Genomic DNA, 22,349 nt, shown 5'->3' on the forward strand with positions numbered 1-22,349 from the left:
GGCCCGCAGGATTTCGGTCGGGCGCAGGCGCCGCCGATCCCCGCCCCGCCATCCATAGGTTCCTTTCCCCGACTTTTGTGACCATGCGCCTCCTGTCCTTTCCCCATCCCGCAGCGGTTCCGGGCCTGACGGCCCGCGCCTTGCCCGCCGCGCGGACGCCGTGCTTCCGAATGGCCGAGGCAGCCCGCCCGGCGGCCTCGGCCGGCCCCAGCGCCGGAACCGCCCGTGGCCGTTCCCCTGCCCTCCGGCCCGTGTTCCGCGCCAAGACGCGTTGAGCCGCCGGGGTGGCCGGGCGCCCTGTCCTGCCCGCACCCTTTCCCTCCGACGCCAGCCGAACCCCACCCTGACCCAAGGAGCCAAGACCATGTTGTTCGGACGACGAAACCAGACCTCCGGCACGGCGGAAGCCGCCACCGCGCCGCCGCCCGCGGAACAGCCGCCGGCCTCCGCCGCGCAGACCATCGCCCAGATCAACGACGCCCCCACCTTCAGCCCGCTCGCCAGCAAGGACACCGACATGAACGCCCCCACCGTCACGCCCGTCCTGGACACCGTTCCGCCGCAGTCCTCCAGCCGGACGGACGTTCCGCGCAAGCTGATCGACCGCCCGGTCGCCGTCCCGCGCCGGATGCCGGAGAGCGCCTCCGCCCCGAAGGCGCCCGCCGCCGTGGCGGAGCCGGCGCCGGCCTCGGCCGAGCCCCGCCGCCTGATCGTCGGGCGCGGCATCTCCCTGTCCGGTGAGATCGGCGCCTGCGACGCGCTGGTGATCGAGGGCACGGTGTCCGCCAAGCTGCACCAGGGCCAGTCGCTGGAGATCGCGGAAAGCGGCCTGTTCAACGGGTCCGTGGAGGTGCAGGACGCGGACATCGGCGGCCGGTTCGAGGGCAGCATCACCGTGCGCGGCCGGCTGACCGTGCGCGCGACCGGCAAGGTCACCGGTTCGATCAAGTACGGCGAACTCGGCGTCGAGGCCGGCGGCCAGCTGGCCGGCGACATCCAGTCCGTGACGCCCGCCAGCACCAACAGCGCCGCCAAGCCGGCCGCCGCTCCCCTGGCCGCCGCCGCGACGGCCTTCGCGGGCGCTGCCGAGTAACCTGCCGCCACGGATTCCGCCGGGGCCGGCGAACAGCGCCCCGGCGGACCGCCATGCCACCCGCCAGCCATTCGCGCCGCCCGCCGTGACGGGCAAAGGGAAGCCTACCCACATAGGCTTCCGATGAGGTGACCCTGCGGGACCAGGACGGCCTTCCCCGCGACGCGCCCTTCGGCGCCGGTGCACCGGCGGCCGGGCCGAACCGGCCTGTCCGACGCGGCCTGCCCGCGGCCACCCTCGCCCCTCCCCTGCTTTCCAAGCCTTCCCGCCTCAGCCAACCCGAGGACACGCCCATGCTGCCCGACCGACAGGAACACCCGATCCATGACATGGCGGAACTGCCGGAGCCTCAGGCAAGGACGATCTCGCGCCGTGGCATCCTCGCCGGCCTCGCCGCCTTCGCCACCATCGGCGCGCCGCCCCTGACGGGCGAAGCCGCCGCCCGCCCGGTCCAGCCCGGCACGCGCAAGGGGCGGAGCCTCGCGAAGGGCGTGGGGAGCAGCACCCAGGACGACAGGAGCCCGAAGGTGCGCAGCCTGCGCCTGGTCCACATGCACACCGGCGAGGCCTTGTCGCTGCCCTACCGGCGCGGGAACGACTATGACCGGGCGGCGCTCGGCCAGCTGAACCATTTCTTCCGGGACTGGCGCACCGGCGACGTGCAGCCGATCGACCCCGGCGTTCTGGACATCATGTGGGAGGTGCAGCGCGCCTGCCGGACCAAGAGGCCGATCACCATCTTGTCCGGATTCCGGACCATCGGCACGAACCGCATGCTCCGCGCCCGGCGCGGCGGTGCCGCCGAACACAGCCTGCACCTCGTCGGCAAGGCCATCGACTTCACCTGCACCGACGTGAACGTCACCGCGCTTGCCCGCCACGCCCTGTCCCTGCGTCGCGGCGGGGTCGGCATCTACCCGGACAACGGATTCGTGCACATCGACTGCGGGCCGGTGCGGACGTGGAATGGGTAGAGGGCATTAGCCGTGGCCGCGCCAACGGCTGAATGACGGGAAGCCGGACACCGGGCGCTCCGAACGGCGGCACCCGATGCAGAAGGGACAGTTCCCCGCCTCCGGGACTCTCAAAATCCGGCAGAACCTAGAACTTGCGGGCGGCCGCGAAGAAGGATTCCACTTCCGCCGTCAGTGCCTGGGAGCGCTGACCGACAGCGTCCGCCGATGTCAGCACCTGCGAGGCGGCGTTGCCTGTCCCGGCAGCGGCGCCACGTATTTCGCCAACGATGCTGCTGACCTCCTGCGCGCCGAGTGCCGCCTGCTGGATGTTGCGGACGATCTCCACGGTGGCGGCACCCTGTTCCTCCATGGCCAGTGCGATCGTGGATGCGATCTGGCTGACGTGAGTGATGGTGTTGCCGATGCCACGCATCGATCCGACCGTGCGTTCCGTGACCGCGCGGATTTCCTCCACCTGCACCACGATGTCGCCAGTCGCCTTGGCGGTCTGGTTCGCGAGGCTCTTCACCTCATTGGCAACGACAGCGAAGCCCTTGCCCGCCTCGCCTGCGCGAGCAGCTTCGATCGTGGCGTTCAGTGCGAGCAGATTGGTCTGGGCCGCGATCGACTGGATCAGTGTGACCACATCGCCGATCTGTTGAGCCCTTTGCGCCAGGGCATCGACCGTCTTATTGGTGCTTTCCACGTCGGCCACCGCCACACCGGCAACTCGCGCCGCATCATTGACTTGCCGGGTGATTTCGCGGATCGAGGCAGACAATTGATCCGTCGTCGTCGCGACAGCCTGAACGTTGCCGGAGGACTGGCTGGCCGTGGCCGCGACCGAGGCCGCCTGATCATCGGTGCGGTCAGCAATGGACGAAAGGTCTTCCGCCGTCGTCCTCAGTTGCACGGCAGAAGAGGCAAGCTCCCTGGACAGACCACTCGCCTTGGCCTCGAAGTCCCGCTGCAATTCAGCAAGCGCACGCGCGCGGCTCTCTCGTTCCTGCCATTCAACCTTCCGAGCCTGATCCAGGTCGCGAGCCCGGATCAAGCCGGCTTTGAAAACATCGACCGCGCGCGCCATGGTTCCTGTCTCGTCCCTACGGTCAAGTGCCGGGATCGGCGTTGCAAGATCGCCGTCGGCCAGACGCGCCATCGCCGATGTCATCGCCGTCAGGGGACGCGCCAGCCCACCACCGATCATCAGCGCGACCACGGCGCCGAAGGCGATGCTGATCAAACCGACCATGGCCGACAGTTGGGTCAACCGGTCGGCATTCGCCATGATGCTGGCCTGCGGCACCGCCACCAAGAAGGACCAGGCGGTCTCGGCCTGGCCGAAGCGAATTGGCAGCACACGAAGGTGATGGGGCTGGCCGGCAAGCATCACCGTGTCCTGGAACACACGCCCCTCGCTCACCGCGGACCGCACCTCGGCGGGCAGATCATCACTGACTTGCGACAGCCGGGACGCGTTGGGATGAGCGACATATCGCCCCGAAGGCGACAACACGGCCACATAGCCGTCACCGTAAGGACGGACCGACTGCACGATCTCCGTCAGACCCTGGAGTGACAGATCGACTCCAGCCACACCGATGACGTTCCCGGCATCGAGCACCGGCATGGCGGCGCTGGCCATCAACTGCTTTGTGAATTCGTCAAGATAGGGTTCCGTCACCACCTCCTTCTTCGCGGTGGCGGCGTCCTTGTAATACTCCTTCTCCTGGACTTCCTCGTAGCTGACACCCTCGCTGTCATCGGCTTTGGGTCCGGTCTCGCCGGGCAGCCACAACAGGCTCATTCGTCCAGTGTTGGGCAGGCCCAGGATTTCGTCTGTGCGTGTGGCGAAATGAGCGTCGCGGCCGTCGAAACCATCATCGGCCATATCGACCCAGACTCCAGCGAAAGCCGGGTTTGAAGCCAGACGCTGCAAGTACCGGTTCACGACCTCCCGCCTGGGCGACTGGGTGCTTCGCTCCGCGTCGATGAGATCGGCAATGCTTCGGGCGCTGTTCAAGGCATGGGTGATGCCTGCCGCAACGCGGACAGCCTGATGTTCGGCAATTTCGGATGTCAGTGTTATCGCTGCCTTCTGGGCTGCTTGGCGCGACAGCCAAAGCGATATCCCGGTGAACGCTGTTGTGCTTGCCACCAGTACGGCCACCATTCCGACCACGATCTTTGTCCGCAACCGGACTTGCCACCAACGTGCCACGACCACCCATCCCCACAAACAATGCAATGCTGATTGATTTAGGACCATTATATTAGAAATTTATCAACAGCCAAACGCAAAGAGAGAGGCATTCTCATCTCTTAACTTTCTTTAACACAGTGTTTCAGATTCTAAACATGGGCTACTGAAGCATGAAGTCTGCACTCAGCCATCCCGGATCTCTGTTGCGCAGCAGAGAGAAGTTTTGCTGGATGTGGAACGGAAGCTTTCACCTCCGCTGTTCGAGGCCTGCCGCCGGCGTGGCGAGGCGCTGCCCCGGTGTCCGCAGTGCCAGAAGATGCCGAGGGGACCGTCGCATTCCTGAACCAGGAGTCTTGGCCGATGGGCATCACCACACCGTCGATGACGTTCATTGCTGTTCGGAATGGCTCAACCCTTTGTCGTGACTTGCTTTTCGGCCTCCCCTTCCACATTGCGAAAAGCTTTCCGCAAACCGTTGCCTCCCCACGCCGAGCGCGCCACTCTGCGGCCATGCAGGATGATCCGCTGGACGATCATTCTTTGAAAAAACGCATGTGATTCAAGCGAGGAGGCCGGTTATGGCTAGGATGAGGGCGATTGAGGCGGCGGTCCATGTTCTGGAGAAGGAGGGCGTCACCGTCTGCTTCGGCGTTCCGGGCGCGGCCATCAACCCGTTCTACGCGGCGCTTCAGCAGAACGGCCGGATCGGCCACGTGCTGGCCCGCCACGTCGAGGGCGCCTCGCACATGGCGGAGGGCTACACCCGCGCCGATCCGGGCAACATCGGCGTCTGCATCGGCACCTCCGGCCCGGCCGGCACGGACATGATCACCGGCCTCTATTCGGCCATCGCGGATTCGATCCCCATCCTCTGCGTCACCGGTCAGGCGCCGCGCGCCCGCATGCACAAGGAGGATTTCCAGGCGATCAACATCGCCGACATCGCCAAGCCCGTCACGAAGTGGGCGACCACGGTGCTGGAGCCGGGCCAGGTGCCCTACGCCTTCCAGCAGGCCTTCCACATCATGCGCTCCGGCCGCCCCGGCCCGGTGCTGATCGACCTGCCCATCGACGTGCAGATGGCGGAGATCGAGTTCGATCCAGACAGCTACGAGCCGCTGGCCCCCTACAAGCCCGCCGCGACGCGCAAGCAGGTCGAGAAGGCGCTGTCGATGATGCTCGAGTCCGAGCGTCCGCTGATCGTTGCCGGCGGCGGCATCATCAACGCCGACGCCAGCGCGCGTCTGGTGGAGTTCGCGGAGACCATCGGCGTTCCCGTCATCCCGACGCTGATGGCCTGGGGCGCCATCCCCGACGACCATCCGCTGATGGCCGGCATGGTGGGGCTGCAGACGGCGCACCGCTACGGCAACGCGACGATGCTGGAATCGGACTTCGTGCTGGGCATCGGCAACCGCTGGGCCAACCGCCACACCGGTTCGGTGGACGTCTACACCAAGGGCCGCAAGTTCGTGCACGTGGACGTGGAGCCGACCCAGATCGGGCGCGTCTTCACGCCGGACCTGGGCATCGTGTCCGACGCGGGCGCGGCGCTCGACCTGTTCGTCGAGGTGGCAAAGGAGTGGAAGGCCGCCGGCAAGCTGAAGGACCGGTCGGAGTGGGTGTCGCAGTGCCAGACGCGCAAGCGCACCATGCTGCGCCGCAGCGACTACGACAACACGCCGATCAAGCCGCAGCGCGTCTACCAGGAGATGAACCAGGCCTTCGGCCGTGACGTCTGCTACGTCACCACCATCGGCCTGTCGCAGATCGCCGGCGCGCAGTTCCTGAACGTCTACAAGCCGCGCCACTGGATCAACTGCGGCCAGGCCGGCCCGCTGGGCTGGACCCTGCCGGCGGCGCTGGGCGTGCGCGCGGCCGACAAGACGCGCAAGATCGTGGCCCTGTCGGGCGACTACGACTTCCAGTTCATGATCGAGGAGCTGGCGGTCGGCGCCCAGCACAAGCTGCCCTACATCCACGTGCTGGTGAACAACAGCTACCTCGGCCTGATCCGGCAGGCGCAGCGCGCCTTCCAGATGGACTTCCAGGTCCAGCTCTCCTTCGAGAACATCAACGCGCCCGAGGTCAACGGCTACGGCGTCGACCACGTCAAGGTGGTCGAGGGGCTGGGCTGCAAGGCGATCCGCGTCACCGACCCGAACGACCTGCAATCCGCCTTCGCCCAGGCCCAGTCGCTGATGGACCAGCACCAGGTGCCGGTCGTCGTCGAGGTCATCCTGGAGCGCGTGACCAACATCGCCATGGGCCAGGAGATCAACGGCGTGACCGAGTTCGAGGAAGTGCTCGACATCCCGGCGGATGAAGCGCAGCTGGTTCGGGTGTGATCGGCGGGCGGCGGTTCCTCGCTCTCCGGGGAACCGCCTTCGTGCGCATCGTGATGCCGTGATTGAAGGAACACCGGCCACTTAGCCGTCACCCCCGCGAAAGCGGGGGTCCAGGACTCCCCCGGAACGACCCTTATGGGAACGTCTGGATCCCCGCTTTCGCGGGGATGACGGAAAAGTGGTTTTCCTTCGATGGCGTGCTGAAAAGCACAGCCTACCGGCCCTCACCCTCCCTCTCCCCGGTGGGGAGAGGGCCGGAATTCGCGGTTCCCTTTTCTAAATCCTATTCCTCCTTTCCAACGCGCCTCATCCAGACCGGGAGCCGAGCATGACCAAGAGTCCCGTGCGGGAGCGGCGGGTTGGCGGGCGGGGTGCTGCTCCGGACCAGGCCGCCGACCGCACCTCTGACCGTGCGACCGAGCGCTCCTCGCAGGTGCAGTCCCTGCTGCGGGCGCTGTCCATCGTCAACGCGCTGGCGGAGTCGGACGAGGGCACCGGGCTGACCGATCTGGCGCAGCGGGTCGGGCTGTCCACCTCCACCGCGCACCGGCTGCTGACCACGCTGGAACAGGAACGCTACGTCCATTTCGACGCGGAGCGGAAGCTCTGGTCGGTGGGGGTCCAGGCCTTCCACGCGGGCAGCGCCTTCATCCGCTCGCGCAACCTCGTGGTCGTCGCCCGGCCGCACATGCGCAGCCTGATGGAGGAAAGCGGGGAGACGGTGAACCTCGCCGCCGAGGATGACGGGCAGGCCATCTACATGGCGCAGATCGAATGCCGGCAGATGATGCGCGCCTTCGCCAGCCCCGGCGGGCGGGTGCCGCTGACCTGTTCGGGCGTCGGCAAGGCGCTTTTGTCGGAGATGACCGACGCGGAGGTCGGCCGCATCCTGCGCCGCACCGGCATGGTCCGCCCCACCGAGAAGAGCCTCGCCACCCCCGCCGCCCTGCGCGACGAGCTGGAGCGCACCCGGCGGCGCGGCTATTCCATCGACGACGAGGAGCATGCCGTGGGCATGCGCTGCTGCGCCTCGGTGATCTTCAACGAGTTCGGGGAGCCCGTCGGCGCCGTCTCCGTCTCCGGCCCGATGGCGCGCATCACCGACGACCGGCTGCCCCTGCTCGGCGCCATGGTGAAGGCGACGGCGGATGCCATCTCCCACCAGTTCGGCGGGCGCATCCCGCCGAAGCGGGGGCAGGAACGCGTTGCCGGTCAGGCACTTGGGGAAATCACTTCCGCATCATGAAATTCCATTCCACGAACCATTGACGGGACCGTGCCGGGCGGTGTCTGCTGGGCGGAACCATGCCGGTCCGCCGGCAAGCCAACGCCGGCACCGCACCCACGTGCCCGTTCGCCGGTGAAGAACCGGCGAGAAACCGGCGAGAAATTCCAAGGGAGGAGACGACATGCCGAAATTCGCGGCCAACCTGACCATGCTCTATGGCGAGCACGGATTCCTCGACCGCTTCGCCGCCGCCGCGGCGGACGGCTTCAAGGGGGTCGAGTATCTGTTCCCCTACCCCTTCGCCAAGGAAGAGTTGGCCGAGCGGCTCCAGCAGCACGGGCTGACGCAAGTCCTGCACAACCTGCCGGCCGGCAACTGGGACGGGGGCGAGCGCGGCATCGCCGTGCTGCCGGACCGGGTGGGCGAATTCCAGGACGGCGTCGGCAAGGCCATCGAATACGCCAAGGCGCTGGGCTGCACGCAGGTCAACTGCCTGGCCGGCAAGACTCCGGCGGGTGCTTCGGCCGACGCGGTGGAGCGCACCTTCGTGGACAATCTGGCCTTCGCCGCCAAGGCGCTGAAGGCGGAAGGCATCCGCCTGCTGGTGGAGCCGATCAACACCCGCGACATCCCGGGCTTCCACCTGACCACCACCGCGCAGACCGAAGCGCTGCTGGAGACGGTCGGGTCGGACAACCTGTTCATCCAGTACGACGTCTACCACATGCAGATCATGGAAGGTGACGTCGTGCCGACGATGCAGCGGCTTCTGCCGAAGATCGCGCACATCCAGATTGCCGACAATCCCGGCCGCAACGAGCCCGGCACCGGCGAGATCAATTATTCCTTCGTCTTCAACGCAATCGACCGCATGGGCTTCCAGGGCTGGGTCGGCTGCGAGTACAAGCCGGCCGCCAGGACCAGCGACGGGCTGGGCTGGATGCGCGCGGCGGCCGCCACGGCCTGACCGCCCCTTCCCCGACCGATCCCTGCCGCACACGCATTCTTTAAAAGGAGTTCTTCCATGAACGTCGGATTCATCGGCCTCGGCATCATGGGCGCGCCGATGGCGGGCCACCTGCTGGACGCCGGCCACACGCTCTACGCCTTCGACATCAAGCCGGTCTCGTCCGAGCTGACCGGCAAGGGCGCCGTCGCCTGCGCCTCGGGCAAGGAAGTCGCCCAGAAGGCCGATGTCATCATCACCATGGTGCCCGACACTCCCCATGTCGAGGCCGCCCTGTTCGGCGCCAACGGCATCGCCGAGGGGCTGAGCGCCGGCAAGCTGGTGATCGACATGAGCTCGATCTCCCCGATCGAGACCAAGAAGTTCGCGGCGCGCATCAACGAGCTGGGCTGCGACTATCTCGACGCGCCGGTGTCCGGCGGCGAGGTCGGCGCCAAGGCCGCCTCGCTGACCATCATGGTCGGCGGCCCGGACGCCGCCTTCGAGCGCGCCAAGCCGCTGTTCGAGAAGATGGGCAAGAACATCACGCTGGTCGGCGGCAACGGCGACGGCCAGACCACGAAGGTCGCCAACCAGATCATCGTTGCCCTGAACATCGAGGCGGTCGGCGAGGCCCTGCTGTTCGCGTCGAAGGCCGGCGCCGATCCCGCCAAGGTGCGCCAGGCGCTGATGGGCGGCTTCGCCTCCTCGCGCATCCTGGAGGTGCACGGCGAGCGCATGGTGAAGCGCACCTTCAACCCGGGCTTCCGCATCGAGCTGCACCAGAAGGACCTGAACCTGGCGCTGGCCGGTGCCCGCGCGCTCGGCGTCTCGCTGCCGAACACCGCCACCTGCCAGGAGCTGTTCAACAGCTGCGCCGCCCATGGCGGTTCGGCCTGGGACCATTCCGGCATGGTCCGCGCGCTGGAGATCATGGCCGACCATGAGATCGGCCAGAACCACCGGACCGACGCGGCGGAGTAAGGCCGCGCCGCACGGCGCATGAGGCGGAAAGGCCCCGCCCCCACATCGGGGGCGGGGCCTTTTTCATGGGAGCGGCCGTCGCCGTGCCGCGGAGGGTCAGGCCAGCCGTTGCAGGAAATGCCGGGCGTATTTGCCGGCGACGTTGTCGAGCGGGACGATGAGGCAGACGTCGGTGGTGTTGAAGGCCTGGTCCACGACGGCCCCCTCCCCGACGAAGCCGCCGAGCCGCAGGTAGCCCTTCAGCAGCGGCGGCAGCCCGGCGACCGCGGCCTGGCCTTCGAACTGGCGCGCCGCCATGTCGTGGGACACGCAGGAGGCCGGCGCGCGGTTCATGTCCACGTAGCGGTCCGGCAGGGCGCGGGCGCGCAGCTCCGGCGGGGCCAGGTGGCGGTGGTGCAGGTAGGACAGGGCGGGCGCCAGGGCGTCCACGTCCGTGCCCGGCAGGCTGGCGCAGCCGAACATCAGCGACACGCCGTGGCGCAGCACATAGGCGGAGATGCCGCGCCAGAGCAGCTGCATCGTGGCCCGCGTTCGGTAGGCCGGATCGACGCAGGAGCGGCCCAGCTCCAGCAGCTCGCCGGGCTGGGCGAGCAGCGGGGCGATGTCGAACTCGGTGGCGCTGTAGAAGCCGAGGGCGCGCTCCGCCACCGAGCGGCGCAGCAGCCGGTAGGTGCCGACCACGGCACCGCCCGGGGCCGCCGCGTGGTCGAGGATCACGAGATGGTCGCAGACCGCGTCGAACCCGTCCACGTCGCGGCCGGGCACGGCGCCCGACGGCGTCGCCCGAAGCTCCTCGTGGAAGACGCGGTAGCGCAAGGCCTGGGCCGCGTCGATCTCCCGCGCGCCGCCGGCCAGCCGCACCTCAAGGCGCGAGGACTCGGCCGCGATGTCCGCCGCAACTGCCATCGGATTCCGCATGCTCATGGCTGATCCCTTCCCTCGTGACCGGGCACCAGCCCTGGGGATCATTCATGCCGGAACTTCGCGAAACCCTGATGACAGCCGCGCGACGGTTGGGCTGCGGTTGCGTTTCGGATTGGGGAGGGGGGACGTGGTTTGTCTTGCATGCCCGTGACGGCAGCCGTATGTGTGGGCTATGCGCTGTTGGAATCGCTTGCCGGAAACGGTCAGGCCCCGACAGACCCTGACGAAGGGGGCGGGCTTAAGGGCGCCGCCCCCTCATCGTTTCTGGAAGCCTGACCTCACGTCATTGAAAGGCAGGGCTGTGTTCCTGCCCTGCGCCAGTTCCAGCAGCCATTCCCGAACCCGTTCATGAGGAATGACCTCGCCACGTCGGACGGCCTCGCGGGCTTCCTCGACGGCCGCGCGAAGCGGTTCCGTTTCGAGAAGGTCGCTGTCATTCGTCGGCCGGTGAGCTTGGGTCATAAGGCCGAGCATGGCATCCGGACAGGCTTCCGTCGATAGGCCGCTCGCCGGAAACGCCCTCCCCTTTTCCATGGGGAGGGCGTTCAGGTGGTGCCGCCCCTACTCCGCCGGGCGGTAGATCTCGCCGCCGGTCGCCTTGAAGGTTTCCGACATCTGGGCCATGCCGGATTGGGCGTAGTCGCGGACCTCCTGGGTGATCTTCATGGAGCAGAATTTCGGCCCGCACATGGAGCAGAAATGGGCCGACTTGGCGCCCTCCGCCGGGAGGGTCTGGTCGTGGAACTTTTCGGCCGTCTCGGGGTCGAGGGAGAGGTGGAACTGGTCGCGCCAGCGGAACTCGAAGCGGGCGCGGGACAGGGCGTCGTCGCGGATCTGCGCCGAGGGATGGCCCTTGGCGAGGTCGGCGGCGTGGGCGGCGATCTTGTAGGTGACGACGCCGGTCTTCACGTCGTCGCGGTCGGGCAGGCCCAGATGCTCCTTCGGCGTGACGTAGCAGAGCATCGCCGTGCCGAACCAGCCGATCATGGCGGCGCCGATGGCGCTGGTGATGTGGTCGTAGCCGGGCGCGATGTCGGTCGTCAGCGGCCCGAGCGTGTAGAAGGGCGCCTCGCCGCAGAGCGCCAGCTGCTTGTCCATGTTCTCCTTGATCTTGTGCATCGGAACATGGCCCGGCCCTTCGATCATGGTCTGGACGTCGTGCTTCCAGGCGATCTGCGTCAGCTCGCCCAGCGTTTCCAGCTCGGCGAACTGGGCCGCGTCGTTGGCGTCGGCGATGGAGCCGGGTCGCAACCCGTCGCCCAGCGAGAAGCTGACGTCGTAGGCCTTCATGATCTCGCAGATCTCTTCGAAATGCGTGTAGAGGAAGCTCTCCGCGTGGTGCGCGAGGCACCATTTCGCCATGATCGAGCCACCGCGCGAGACGATGCCGGTGACGCGGCGCGCGGTCAGCGGGATGTGGGCGAGCCGCACGCCGGCGTGGATGGTGAAATAGTCCACCCCCTGCTCCGCCTGCTCGATCAGCGTGTCGCGGAAGATCTCCCAGCTGAGATCCTCGGCCTTGCCGTTGACCTTCTCCAGCGCCTGGTAGATCGGCACGGTGCCGATGGGAACGGGTGCGTTGCGCAGGATCCATTCGCGGGTGGTGTGGATGTTGCGGCCGGTGGACAGGTCCATGACCGTGTCGGCACCCCAGCGGATCGCCCAGACCATCTTGTCCACCTCCTCCCCCACCGAGGAGGCCACGGCGGAATTGCCGATGTTGGCGTTGATCTTGGTGAGGAAGTTGCGGCCGATGATCATCGGCTCCGATTCGGGGTGGTTGATGTTGGCCGGGATGATGGCGCGGCCGCGGGCGATCTCGTCCCGCACGAACTCCGGCGTCACGAGGTCGGGGAGGACGGCGCCGAAGGCCTCGCCGTCGCGCGGCTTGCCGGAGGCCTCCATCCGGCCGAGATTCTCGCGCACCGCCACATATTCCATCTCCGGCGTGACGATGCCGGCGCGGGCGTAGTGCATCTGCGTGACGTTGCGGCCGGACCGGGCGCGCAAGGGGCGGATGCCCTCGCGGCCGAAGACCGGCACGGGGCGCGTGTCGCCGGGGCGCAGCCCGTCGTCCTCGGGCCGGGCGGCGCGGCCCTCGTAGGGCTCGACGTCGCCGCGCCCCTCGATCCAGGCGCGGCGCAGCTCGGGCAGGCCACGGCGGATGTCGGTCGTGACGGCCGGGTCGCTGTAGGGGCCGGAGGTGTCGTAGACGGGCACCGGCGGCTCCCCGCCGCCGACGTCGATGAGGCGCATGGCGACCCGCAGGTCGGGGAAGCGCTGGCCGGCGGCATGGACCTTGCGCGAGGCCGGCAGCGGCCCGGTCGTCACGTCGAAGCGGTCGGGCTGTTGGGTGTCGGGAGTATGGGTGTCGGGCATGTGGATCTCCATCCGATAAGGGTCGGGGAGATCCGGGTGTTGTGACGGAGCGGCAGTGCGGTGATCGGGGCACCCGGCCCATGCGGGGCCGAAAGAAGGAGAAGCGCCCGTGATCGGGGCGGCCGTTCGCGTGCGGCCACCCGTTCCTGTCCCTACGCCGGTACGACCCGGATCAGGTTCGAAGGGTGCACGCGCGCTCTAGCGTTATCTCAGCCCCTTGCCGGGGCTCCCCTCGGAACGGTTCGATGGTCCAACAAGGCTTGTGTTGCCGTCAAGCGCCATCTCCGCTCCGGAAATGGAAAAGCTTTGGCTTAACCATGCACCAAGCGGGACCCTGACATCGTGCATCTGGTATACGAAATTCTATTGCGCGGCCTAGGCCCCAATCCTATCTTGCTCCGCAACAAAGCCTCCCCCGAAGGTGCAAGAACAATGGTCGAAGCCCAACTGATCTCCTTCGTCGCCCTCATCAGCCTGATGGGCCACGCCCTGTCCCTCACCATCCGCGGCGGCTTCGATCCGTCCTCCTCCCTCGAGGACGAGTCCGACGAGCCCGGCATCTTCTGGTCCTCGGACCGCTTCCATCAGTCCGGAGAGGGCAGCGACCGCCCCTACATGCCGGAGTAAAGGGCCGGAACAACAAGCCGGAAAACAGTTCGGCCGCCGAACCCCTTGGGGGCGCGGCGGCCGGACCGTGTCGAGAGTTTTTCCGCGGGGTGGCCCGCCCCGGATGAGGGCGGGCCGTTCGGCGGAAGAGGTCAGGCGGTGGCCATCGACGCGCGGGCGGCGGCCTCGGCCTCGTTGCGGGCGTGGTGGCGCTTCAGCATCGGCTTGAGGACGGTGATCGCCAGGATGGCGGAGGTCAGGTCCATGGCCGCGCAGACATACAGCACGGTGTTCCAGGTGCCGGTCGCCTCCATCAGCAGGTTCGACAGCGGGACCAGCAGGGCCGCGATGCCCTTGGCGCAGTAGAGGACGCCGTAGATCTTCGCGACGTGCTTGGTGCCGAAGGTGTCGCCGGTGGTGGCGCTGAACAGGCTGTACACTTCGCCCCAGGCCAGGAAGACCAGACCCGACAGGATCAGGAACCAGAACGGGTCGTGTCCGAGCTTGCCGAGCAGGATGATGCCCAGGCCTTCGAGCGTGAAGGCGATGAACATGGTCGATTCACGGCCGATGTGGTCGGAGATGAAGCCGAACAGCGGGCGCGAGATCCCGTTCATCACGCGGTCGAGCATCAGGGCGAACGGCAGGGCCGCCATGGTGATGCCCATGAAGTTGATCGGGTATTCCTTGACGCCCAGGTCGTGGGCGATGACGCCCAGCTGAGCGACGGCCATCAGACCACCGGAGACGGTGCAGATGAACATCAGGAACATCAGCCAGAAGACCGGGGTCTGCATGGCCTCGGCGAGCGTGTAGTCGCGGCGGCTCTGGGCGACCTTGGTCGAGCCCGTCACTTCGCCCTTGCGCGGGGCGCGCAGGAAGAAGGCGGCGGCGATGATGATGGCACCCTGGATCAGGCCGAACCAGAAGAAGGTGGCCTGGTAGCCGCTGCTCTGGATCATGTTGGCGATCGGGAGGATCGTCACGGCCGAGCCGGCGCCGTAGCCGCCCGCGGTCAGGCCGACCGCCAGGCCGCGCTTGTCCGGGAACCACTTCAGCGCGCTGTTGACGCAGGTGGCGTAGACGCAGCCGACGCCGATGCCGCCGAGGGCCGAGCCGATGTACAGCACGGTCAGCGAGGTCGCGTAGCTGTCGACGATCCAGGACAGGCCGGTGAAGAAGCCGCCGACGGCGACGATCAGGCGGGGACCGAACTTGTCGATGAAGTAGCCCTCGATCGGGGCCAGCCAGGTCTGGACGACGACGAAGATCGTGAAGGCGGTCTGGATCGAGGCGCGGGTCCAGTTGTGGGTGGCCTGGATCTCCGGCACGAAGAGCGTCCAGGCGTACTGGATGTTCGCCGCGGCGACCATGCAGACCACGCCGACCACGATCTGCAGCCAGCGGTTGGCCAACGGCGCGGGATCTTGCGAGTTCCCCGCGTAGGATGCTGTTGATTGAACCATTCGTCCCCTCCCTCAGGAAACCAGGTATGTCGTGTCGAAAGCGCCGAACGTCTCTTGGGCTTGTGCGGGCAAGGGATAGGCTCTTGTCCGACCGGGCCCGGGCCGCTGGGCTGAAAGCCTCCCCCGAGGCTCGGCCTAGCGTTGCGCGTTTTGAAAGTCAGTCCGGATACTTGGCGCGCCAAATATGGGATATGGCATACCAGGAACCAGATAAGGTTGGCAACAGGAACTTTCCGGGATTCCAACTGGTCAGACTACGGACAGAACTGGCGCGACGTCCCGGAGCACGGCGCCGATCGATGCAACCCGTTGAATTCGCATAGAAAAAAAGCCGCGCCCTCAACGGCGCGGCTTTTCTTTGTCATGGGAACGAGTGGGTGGAAAGGCCGAGGCCGGGCTTATCCGGGCAGCGTCTCCACCCGTGACCTGTCCGGAATCGGAGCGGAAACGCCCTCCGCGGGGATTGGTAACGCCGCCGGGAATCGGGCGGCGAGCTGCCGGACGACGGAGGGAGGAACGAAGTTCCGGACGTCGCCACCCATGGCGGCCACCTCCTTGACGAGGCGCGACGCGATGAACTGGTTGCCCTCCGAGGCCATCAGGAACAGCGTTTCGATGGAGCGGTCGAGGCTGGCGTTCATGCCCGTCATCTGGAACTCGTAGTCGAAATCGGAAATGGCGCGCATGCCGCGCAGGATGACGGCGGCGCCGCGCTCGCGGGCGAACTCCACGAGCAGCCCTTCGAAGGGGCTGACCTCGACGCGTCCAGCGAGGTCCTCGATCGCCGCCACCTCCCGCCGCACCATGGCGACGCGCTCGTCGAGGCTGAAGAGAGGGCCCTTGCCGCTGTTGCGGTGGACCGCGACGACCAGCCGGTCCACCAGACGGGCGCTTCGGACGATGATGTCCAGATGCCCGTTGGTGACGGGGTCGAAGGTGCCCGCATAGACCCCTACCCTGCCCTGCGGCATGGCGTCCTCGCTTGGAAAGGATTCTCATCCGAAAACGAAGGCGCCGCGCCGGACCCGCCCCCTTTCAAAGGAGCAGGCCCGGACGCGGCGCCGGTTACCGAACCAACCCTAGGCCACCCTGCTTTTTAGGCGAGGGCCTTGGCTTCGATCTTGGCGGCGGAGAACTTGAACTCCGGGATCTTGCCGTAGGGGTCGAGCTTGGGGTTGGTGAGGATGTTGGCGGAGGCCTCGGCGTAGCAGAAGGGGATGAAGATCAGCCCCGACGGCATGCCGTGATCCGAACGCGCCTTCAGCTCGATCGAGCCGCGCCGCGTCGTGATCCGCACCATGTCGCCCGCCTTCGCACCCACCCGCCGCAGGTCCGCCGGCGACAGATAGGCCACCGCCTCCGGCTCGATGTCGTCCAGAACCTGCGCGCGCCGCGTCATCGACCCGGTGTGCCAGTGCTCCAGCTGACGCCCCGTCGTCACCACCATCGGGTACTCCGCGTCCGGCTCCTCCGCCGGCGGGATCACGTCCGCCGGAACCAGACGCCCGCGGCTGCTCGCCGTCGGGAAGCCGTCCCCGAACACGATGTCCTGCCCAGGCTCGGTCTCCGACAGGCACGGGTAGGTCACCGACCCCTCCCGCTCCAGACGCTCCCAGCTGATGTTGTCCAGCGACGGCATCGCCTTCTTCATCTCCGCGAACACGTCGCGCGGGTGCGAGTAGTCCCAGTTCAGACCCAGCCCGACCGCCAGCTGCTGGATGATCCACAGGTCCTGGCGCGCCTCGCCCGGCAGCGGCAGGGCGCGCCGGCCCAGCTGAACCTGGCGGTTGGTGTTGGTCACCGTCCCGTCCTTCTCCGGCCAGGCGGACGCCGGGAGCACCACGTCGGCGTATTTCGCCGTCTCGGTCAGGAAGATGTCCTGCACCACCAGATGCTCCAGCTTCGCCAGGGCGTGGCGCGCGTGCTCCACGTCCGGGTCCGACATGGCCGGGTTCTCGCCCATCACGTACATGCCCGTCAGCTGGTCGGCATGGATCGCGTCCATGATCTCCACCACCGTCAGGCCGCGCTTGGGATCGAGCTTGGTCCCCCACAGGTCCTCGTAGAAGGCCCGCACCTTCGGGTCGTCCACCGGGCGGTAGTCCGGGTACATCATCGGGATCAGCCCGGCGTCCGACGCACCCTGCACGTTGTTCTGGCCGCGAAGCGGGTGCAGGCCCGTGCCCGGACGGCCGATCTGGCCGGTGACCAGCGCCAGCGCGATCAGGCAGCGCACGTTGTCGGTGCCGTGGATGTGCTGCGACACGCCCATGCCCCAGAAGATGATCGAGCCCTTCGAGGAGGCGTACAGGCGCGCCACCTCGCGCAGCGTGTCCGCGGGGATGCCGCAGATCGGCTCCATGGCCTCGGGCGTGAAAGACTTCACATGCTCCTTGAGCTTCTCGAAGTCCTCCGTGTGCTCGGCCACGTAGTTGGGGTCGTGCAGCCCCTCGCTGATGATGACGTTCAGCATGGCGTTGAGCATGGAGACGTCGCGGCCGGGCTTGAACTGCAGCATGTGCGTGGCCAGACGCTTCAAGGCCAGGCCGCGCGGGTCCATGACGACCAGCTTGGCGCCCTTCTTGGCGGCGTTCTTGAAGAAGGTCGCGGCGACGGGGTGGTTCTCGGTCGGGTTGGAGCCGATGACGACGATCACCTCGGCGTCGAGTGCGGCCATGAAGGGGGCGGTCACGGCACCCGAGCCGATGCCCTCGATCAGCGCCGCCACCGAGGAGGCGTGGCACAGGCGCGTGCAATGGTCGACGTTGTTGGTGCCGAAGCCGGTGCGCACCAGCTTCTGGAACAGGTAGGCCTCCTCGTTGGAGCCCTTGGCCGAGCCGAAGCCGGCCAGCGCCTGCCCGCCGCGGGTGTCGCGGATCCGCTTCAGGCCGTCAACGGCGACCTGCAAGGCCTCTTCCCAGCTGGCTTCGCGGAAATGCGTCCAGGGGTTGGCGGGGTCGAGCGTCTCCATGTCGTGCTTGGAGGCACCCGGCTTGCGGATCAGCGGCTTGGTCAGCCGGTGCGGGTGGTGGATGTAGTCGAAGCCGAAGCGGCCCTTCACGCAAAGCCGGTTCTGGTTGGCCGGCCCCTCGCGGCCCTCCACCGACAGCAGACGGTCGCCCTTGATGTTGTAGGTCAGCTGGCAGCCGACGCCGCAATAGGGGCACACGCTGTCCACCTTGCGGTCCGGCGCCTCCGAGAAGACGCCGGTCTGCAGGTCCACCTGCGTCTTGGGCATCAGCGCACCCGTCGGGCAGGCCTGCACGCACTCGCCGCAGGCGACGCAGGTGCTGTCGCCCATGGGATCGTCGAAGTCGAAGACGATCTTCTCGTTGTGGCCGCGCAGGGCCATGCCGATGACGTCGTTGACCTGGACCTCGCGGCAGGCCCGGACGCACAGGTTGCACTGGATGCAGGCGTCGAGCTGCACCGCCATGGCCGGGTGGGAGAAGTCCTTCTCCACCGGATGCTCGCGGCTCGGGAACCGGCTCTCCGTCACGCCGACATGGTCGGCCCATTTCCAGAACTTGGACTCGGGGTCATGGGCGCGGGCGCGCTCGGGCTGGTCGCCGACCAGAAGCTCGAAGACCAGCTTGCGGGCGCTCTTGGCGCTCTCGCTGGCGGTCTTGACCTTCATGCCGGCGACCGGCTTGCGCATGCAGGAGGGTGCGAGCACGCGCTCGCCCTCGATCTCGACCATGCAGGCGCGGCAGTTGCCGTCGGCGCGGTAGCCGGGGGCGGTCGAGTAGCACAGGTGCGGGATCTCGGTGCCGACGCGCGTGGCGACCTGCCAGATGCTCTCGCCCGGCTGCGCCTCGACCAGCTTTCCGTCCAGCTCGAACTGGACCGACACGGGGCTCATCTGGTTCACAGGACGTCCTCCCGGAAATGCTTCAGCACGCTTTTCAGTGGGTTCATGGCGGCCTGGCCCAGGCCGCAGATCGAGGCGCTGGTCATCACCTGCGCCAGCTCGGTCAGCAGGGGCTCGTCCCAGGCCGGCTGGTCGACCAGCTTGACGGCCTTTTCCGTGCCGACGCGGCAGGGCGTGCACTGGCCGCAGCTCTCGTCCTCGAAAAAGGCCAGCAGGTTGCGCAGCACCGCGCGCATGTCATCCCGGTCCGACAGCACCACCACCGCGGCCGAGCCGATGAAGCAGCCGTGCTGCTCCAGCGTGCCGAAGTCCAGCGGGATGTCGGCCATGCTGGCCGGCAGGATGCCGCCGGACGCACCGCCGGGCAGGTAGCCCTTGAGGGCGTGCCCGTCGGCCATGCCGCCGCAATATTCCTCGATCAGCTCGGCCATGGTGATGCCGGCCGGGGCCAGCTTCACGCCGGGGTTCCTGACGTGGCCGGAGACGGAGAAGCTGCGCAGCCCCTTGCGCCCGTTGCGCCCGTGGCTGGCCCACCAGTCCGCACCCTTCTCGACGATGTCGCGCACCCAGAAGAGGGTCTCGACGTTGTTGATCAGGGTGGGACGGCCGAACAGGCCGACGACCGAGGGGAAGGGCGGCTTCTGGCGCGGCAGGCCGCGCTTGCCCTCGATGCTCTCCAGCATCGCCGATTCCTCGCCGCAGATGTAGGCGCCGGCGCCGCGCCGCAGGTGGATGCGGGTGTGCGGCGACAGGCCGGCCGCCTCGACCGCCGCGATCTCGCGGGCGAGGATGGCGATGCACTGCGGGTATTCGTCGCGGATGTAGACGTAGACGTCGGTGGCCTCGACCACCCAGGCGCCGATCAGCATGCCTTCCAGGAAGCGGTGCGGGTCGGTTTCCAGATAGTGGCGGTCCTTGAAGGTGCCGGGCTCGCCCTCGTCGCCGTTGACGGCCATGAGGCGGGGGGCGGCCTCCTGGCGGACGAAGCGCCACTTGCGCCCGGTGGGGAAGCCGGCGCCGCCCAGGCCGCGCAGGTTGGAGGATTCCAGCGCCTCGATCAGGCTGTCGGGCGTGCGCGCGCCGTCCAGGCAGGCGCGCAGCAGGCCGTAGCCGCCCTCAGCCTTGTAGGCCTCAAGCCCCGGATAGTCGGGGATGTGGGGATGGGTGTGCCCGTGGGCGACGGCCTCGGCAACGCTGTCGGCGGTGGCATGCTCGTGCAGCGCGTGGCCGATGGCGACGGCGGGCGCGTTGTGGCAGGCACCCATGCAGGGGGCGCGCACGACGCGAACGTCCGGGCCGAGCTTGGCCGGCAGCTCCTCCAGCAGCTTTTCGCCGCCGGCCATGCAGCAGGAGAGGCTGTCGCAGACGCGCACGGTGACGGGCGGGGGCGCCTGCTCCTCGTCCATGACGATGTCGAAATGGGCGTAGAAGGAGGCGACCTCATAGACCTCGACCAGGGCCAGGCGCATCTCCGCCGCGAGTGCGGCCAGATGGCGGGCGTGCAGGCAGTGGAAGCGGTCCTGGAGCTTGTGGAGATGCTCGATCAGCAGGTCGCGGTTGCGCGAGCCCTCGCCGAGCAGTTCCTGCACCTCGGCCAGAGCCGCCGGATCGACCTGCCGCCCCTTGGGCTGGATCCGGGTGTTCCGACGCCCGGCACCCGGATGAATGGCTTTCTTCTTCTCAGCGATGGCCGTGTCCATGGCCTGTCCCCCAACACCCAGATGATCTTGTTCGCATGGCTTTTGGCGATGCCGCGCGCCACGAGGGGACGGTGCCGCAGGCCATGCCTGCCCGCTCACCCCCTTGGTGCGCATCATACGGGATGCAGTATTCCAGATAAACAGTTCGGCCCGCCAGCATTATCGACGGCGGACCGAACCTATTTTCGGGACAGCCTGTTTCCGGGCACCCTATTTCCGGGTCACGTAGCCCCGGTAGGTGATCGCCTGCCCTGCCGTGCTGTCGCGCTCGGCCAGTTCGGCCACCAGCGCGTGCTTGTCGGACCGCTCGCAGATCGGGTCGGTGGCCGAGGCGTCGCCGGCGATGGCGAGCGCCTGGCAGCGGCAGCCGCCCCAATCGACCTCCTTGAACTCGCAGCCCTGGCAGGGCTCCGGCATCCAGGCGGTGCCGCGGTAGGCGGCGAAGGCCGGCCCGTCGGTCCAGATCTCGGCCAGCGAGCGGTCCTTCACCGTCTCGAAGGCGAGGTTCGGGATCGTCTCCGCCGCGTGGCAGGGCAGCACCTTGCCGCTGGGGGTGATGTTCATGAAGCGCCGGCCCCAGCCGCCCATGCAGGCCTTCGGCCGCCGCGCGTAATAGTCCGGCACCACGTAATCCACGACCAGCCGGCCCTTCAGCGAGGGCAGCCGGGCGCGGATCTTCTCGTCCATGCGGATGAGCTGCTCGCGAGTCGGCATCAGGGCCGGGCGGTTCAGCAGCGCCCAGCCGTAATATTGGACGTTGGCGATCTCGATGCGGCCGGCGCCCAGTTCGAGCGCCAGGTCGATGAACGCCTCGGCGTGGTCGATGTTGGAGCGCTGGATCACCGCGTTGACGGTCAGCGCCACCCCAGCCGCCACCACCTCGCGCGCGGCCTTCAGCTTGCGCTCGTGCCCGCTGGGGAAGCCGGCGATGCGGTCGGCCTCCTTCGCTTCGGTGTCCTGGAAGCTGATCTGGATGTGGTGCAGCCCGGCGTCGCGCAGCCGCTCGATCCGCGCGCGGTCGAGTGCGGCGGCCGAGGTGATGAGGTTGACGTAGAGGCCGGCGCCGCTGGCGTGGGTGATCAGCTCCTCGATGTCGCGGCGCAGCAGCGGCTCGCCGCCCGAGAAATGGACCTGGAGGACACCCATCTCGGCGGCCTCGTCCAGCACGCGCTTCCAGGTCGCGGTGTCCAGTTCGCGCGACTGCGCCTCCAGCTCCAAGGGGTTGGAGCAGTAGGGGCAGGCCAGCGGGCAGCGGTGGGTCAGCTCCGCCAGGATCGCCAGGGGCGGTTCGAGCCCGCCGCCGACGCCACAGGCCAGGGGCTTGGTTCCGGTCATCACGGTCATGATACGAGGAATCCCCGGTTGCGGAGGTCGGTCAGGAGGTCGAGCACGTCGCTGGTGATGTCGGACCGCGGCGCGTCGAAGCTTTGCGACAGGGCGTCGATGCCCTCGGACACCGAGGCCTTGCCTTGGGCGCAGGCGCGGACGACCTCGAGCGCGATCTCATCCAGCACCAGCACCCGTTCCGGCGCCATCAGCACCCAGGAGCCGCGCGTGCGGTCCTGGCGCAGCATCACCCCCGGCGCAAGCCGGAGGTTCGCCTCTTCGGTAATGGGGGCGGCTTCGCTCATCGAGGGCACTCTGT

18 protein-coding genes and 1 riboswitch are annotated in these 22,349 nt (G+C 67.8%); of the genes, 8 read left to right on the forward strand and 10 right to left on the reverse strand.

The annotated features are described in order from the left end of the window. Nucleotides 1–364 precede the first annotated feature (364 nt). Together JUB11_RS16980 and JUB11_RS16985 are read left to right on the forward strand one after the other, a co-directional pair. Nucleotides 365–1,093 carry a polymer-forming cytoskeletal protein gene (locus JUB11_RS16980; RefSeq protein ID WP_207459762.1) on the forward strand — a complete coding sequence of 243 codons (729 nt, stop codon included), beginning with the start codon at nucleotides 365–367 and terminating at the stop codon, nucleotides 1,091–1,093. Nucleotides 1,094–1,386: 293 nt separating this feature from the next. Further along, the gene (locus tag JUB11_RS16985; RefSeq protein ID WP_207459763.1) at nucleotides 1,387–2,067 is read left to right on the forward strand and encodes a DUF882 domain-containing protein; all 681 of its coding nucleotides are present in this window, start codon (nucleotides 1,387–1,389) and stop codon (nucleotides 2,065–2,067) included. Between the two features lie 127 nt (nucleotides 2,068–2,194). Here JUB11_RS16985 and JUB11_RS16990 read toward each other — a convergent pair whose 3' ends face one another. Further along, a complete protein-coding gene (locus JUB11_RS16990) occupies nucleotides 2,195–4,222 on the reverse strand; it encodes a methyl-accepting chemotaxis protein (protein WP_247887120.1) in 2,028 nt (675 codons plus the stop codon). Between the two features lie 390 nt (nucleotides 4,223–4,612). On the opposite strand from JUB11_RS16990, the gene JUB11_RS16995 reads away from it, so the two are divergent. The 5 genes from JUB11_RS16995 to glxR all read left to right on the forward strand — a co-directional run bounded on the left by JUB11_RS16995 (nucleotide 4,613) and on the right by glxR (nucleotide 9,758). Next, on the forward strand, nucleotides 4,613–4,810 hold the full coding sequence (locus JUB11_RS16995; protein ID WP_207459765.1) for a hypothetical protein: 198 nt from the start codon (nucleotides 4,613–4,615) through the stop codon (nucleotides 4,808–4,810). 20 nt (nucleotides 4,811–4,830) lie between these two features. Further along, nucleotides 4,831–6,600, forward strand: coding sequence for a glyoxylate carboligase (gcl, locus tag JUB11_RS17000; RefSeq protein WP_207459766.1), 1,770 nt, complete (start codon nucleotides 4,831–4,833; stop codon nucleotides 6,598–6,600). A 328-nt stretch (nucleotides 6,601–6,928) separates the two neighbouring features. Beyond that, on the forward strand, nucleotides 6,929–7,846 hold the full coding sequence (locus JUB11_RS17005) for an IclR family transcriptional regulator C-terminal domain-containing protein (RefSeq protein ID WP_207459767.1): 918 nt from the start codon (nucleotides 6,929–6,931) through the stop codon (nucleotides 7,844–7,846). A 163-nt stretch (nucleotides 7,847–8,009) separates the two neighbouring features. Beyond that, on the forward strand, nucleotides 8,010–8,795 hold the full coding sequence (hyi, locus tag JUB11_RS17010) for a hydroxypyruvate isomerase (RefSeq protein ID WP_207459768.1): 786 nt from the start codon (nucleotides 8,010–8,012) through the stop codon (nucleotides 8,793–8,795). Nucleotides 8,796–8,852: 57 nt separating this feature from the next. Then, nucleotides 8,853–9,758, forward strand: a complete 906-nt coding sequence (gene glxR / locus JUB11_RS17015; RefSeq protein WP_207459769.1) for a 2-hydroxy-3-oxopropionate reductase — start codon at nucleotides 8,853–8,855, stop codon at nucleotides 9,756–9,758. Between the two features lie 96 nt (nucleotides 9,759–9,854). On the opposite strand, the gene JUB11_RS17020 is transcribed toward glxR, so the two are convergent. The 3 genes from JUB11_RS17020 to thiC all read right to left on the reverse strand — a co-directional run bounded on the left by JUB11_RS17020 (nucleotide 9,855) and on the right by thiC (nucleotide 13,061). After that, nucleotides 9,855–10,682, reverse strand: coding sequence for a GNAT family N-acyltransferase (locus JUB11_RS17020; RefSeq protein WP_207459770.1), 828 nt, complete (start codon nucleotides 10,680–10,682; stop codon nucleotides 9,855–9,857). A 255-nt stretch (nucleotides 10,683–10,937) separates the two neighbouring features. Beyond that, the gene (locus tag JUB11_RS17025; RefSeq protein ID WP_207459771.1) at nucleotides 10,938–11,216 is read right to left on the reverse strand and encodes a hypothetical protein; all 279 of its coding nucleotides are present in this window, start codon (nucleotides 11,214–11,216) and stop codon (nucleotides 10,938–10,940) included. Nucleotides 11,217–11,243: 27 nt separating this feature from the next. Next, a complete protein-coding gene (gene thiC, locus JUB11_RS17030) occupies nucleotides 11,244–13,061 on the reverse strand; it encodes a phosphomethylpyrimidine synthase ThiC (RefSeq protein ID WP_207459772.1) in 1,818 nt (605 codons plus the stop codon). 131 nt (nucleotides 13,062–13,192) lie between these two features. Continuing rightward, nucleotides 13,193–13,304: riboswitch (TPP riboswitch) on the reverse strand. 189 nt (nucleotides 13,305–13,493) lie between these two features. Between thiC and JUB11_RS17035 the strand changes: the two genes are divergently transcribed. Then, nucleotides 13,494–13,688, forward strand: a complete 195-nt coding sequence (locus tag JUB11_RS17035) for a hypothetical protein (protein WP_207459773.1) — start codon at nucleotides 13,494–13,496, stop codon at nucleotides 13,686–13,688. 131 nt (nucleotides 13,689–13,819) lie between these two features. Here the strand turns inward: JUB11_RS17035 and oxlT are convergent, their stop codons facing one another. From oxlT to pqqD, 6 genes are all read right to left on the reverse strand, one after another. After that, complete coding sequence (gene oxlT, locus JUB11_RS17040; RefSeq protein ID WP_247887121.1) at nucleotides 13,820–15,082, reverse strand: oxalate/formate MFS antiporter; 1,263 nt, start codon at nucleotides 15,080–15,082, stop codon at nucleotides 13,820–13,822. Between the two features lie 449 nt (nucleotides 15,083–15,531). Then, a complete protein-coding gene (gene coaD, locus JUB11_RS17045; protein ID WP_207459775.1) occupies nucleotides 15,532–16,104 on the reverse strand; it encodes a pantetheine-phosphate adenylyltransferase in 573 nt (190 codons plus the stop codon). Nucleotides 16,105–16,229: 125 nt separating this feature from the next. Further along, entirely contained in the window at nucleotides 16,230–18,995 is a 2,766-nt protein-coding gene (fdhF, locus tag JUB11_RS17050) for a formate dehydrogenase subunit alpha (RefSeq protein WP_207459840.1), read from the reverse strand. A gap of 5 nt (nucleotides 18,996–19,000) precedes the next feature. Beyond that, a complete protein-coding gene (locus tag JUB11_RS17055; RefSeq protein ID WP_207459776.1) occupies nucleotides 19,001–20,704 on the reverse strand; it encodes an NAD(P)H-dependent oxidoreductase subunit E in 1,704 nt (567 codons plus the stop codon). Nucleotides 20,705–20,914: 210 nt separating this feature from the next. Further along, nucleotides 20,915–22,048, reverse strand: a complete 1,134-nt coding sequence (gene pqqE, locus JUB11_RS17060) for a pyrroloquinoline quinone biosynthesis protein PqqE (RefSeq protein ID WP_247887122.1) — start codon at nucleotides 22,046–22,048, stop codon at nucleotides 20,915–20,917. After that, a complete protein-coding gene (gene pqqD / locus JUB11_RS17065) occupies nucleotides 22,045–22,335 on the reverse strand; it encodes a pyrroloquinoline quinone biosynthesis peptide chaperone PqqD (RefSeq protein WP_207459777.1) in 291 nt (96 codons plus the stop codon). Before pqqD ends, pqqE begins: the two co-directional genes overlap by 4 nt. Nucleotides 22,336–22,349 lie beyond the last annotated feature (14 nt).

Origin of the sequence: Azospirillum sp. SYSU D00513, from assembly GCF_017356015.1 — a bacterium.
Taxonomy (GTDB): domain Bacteria; phylum Pseudomonadota; class Alphaproteobacteria; order Azospirillales; family Azospirillaceae; genus Azospirillum.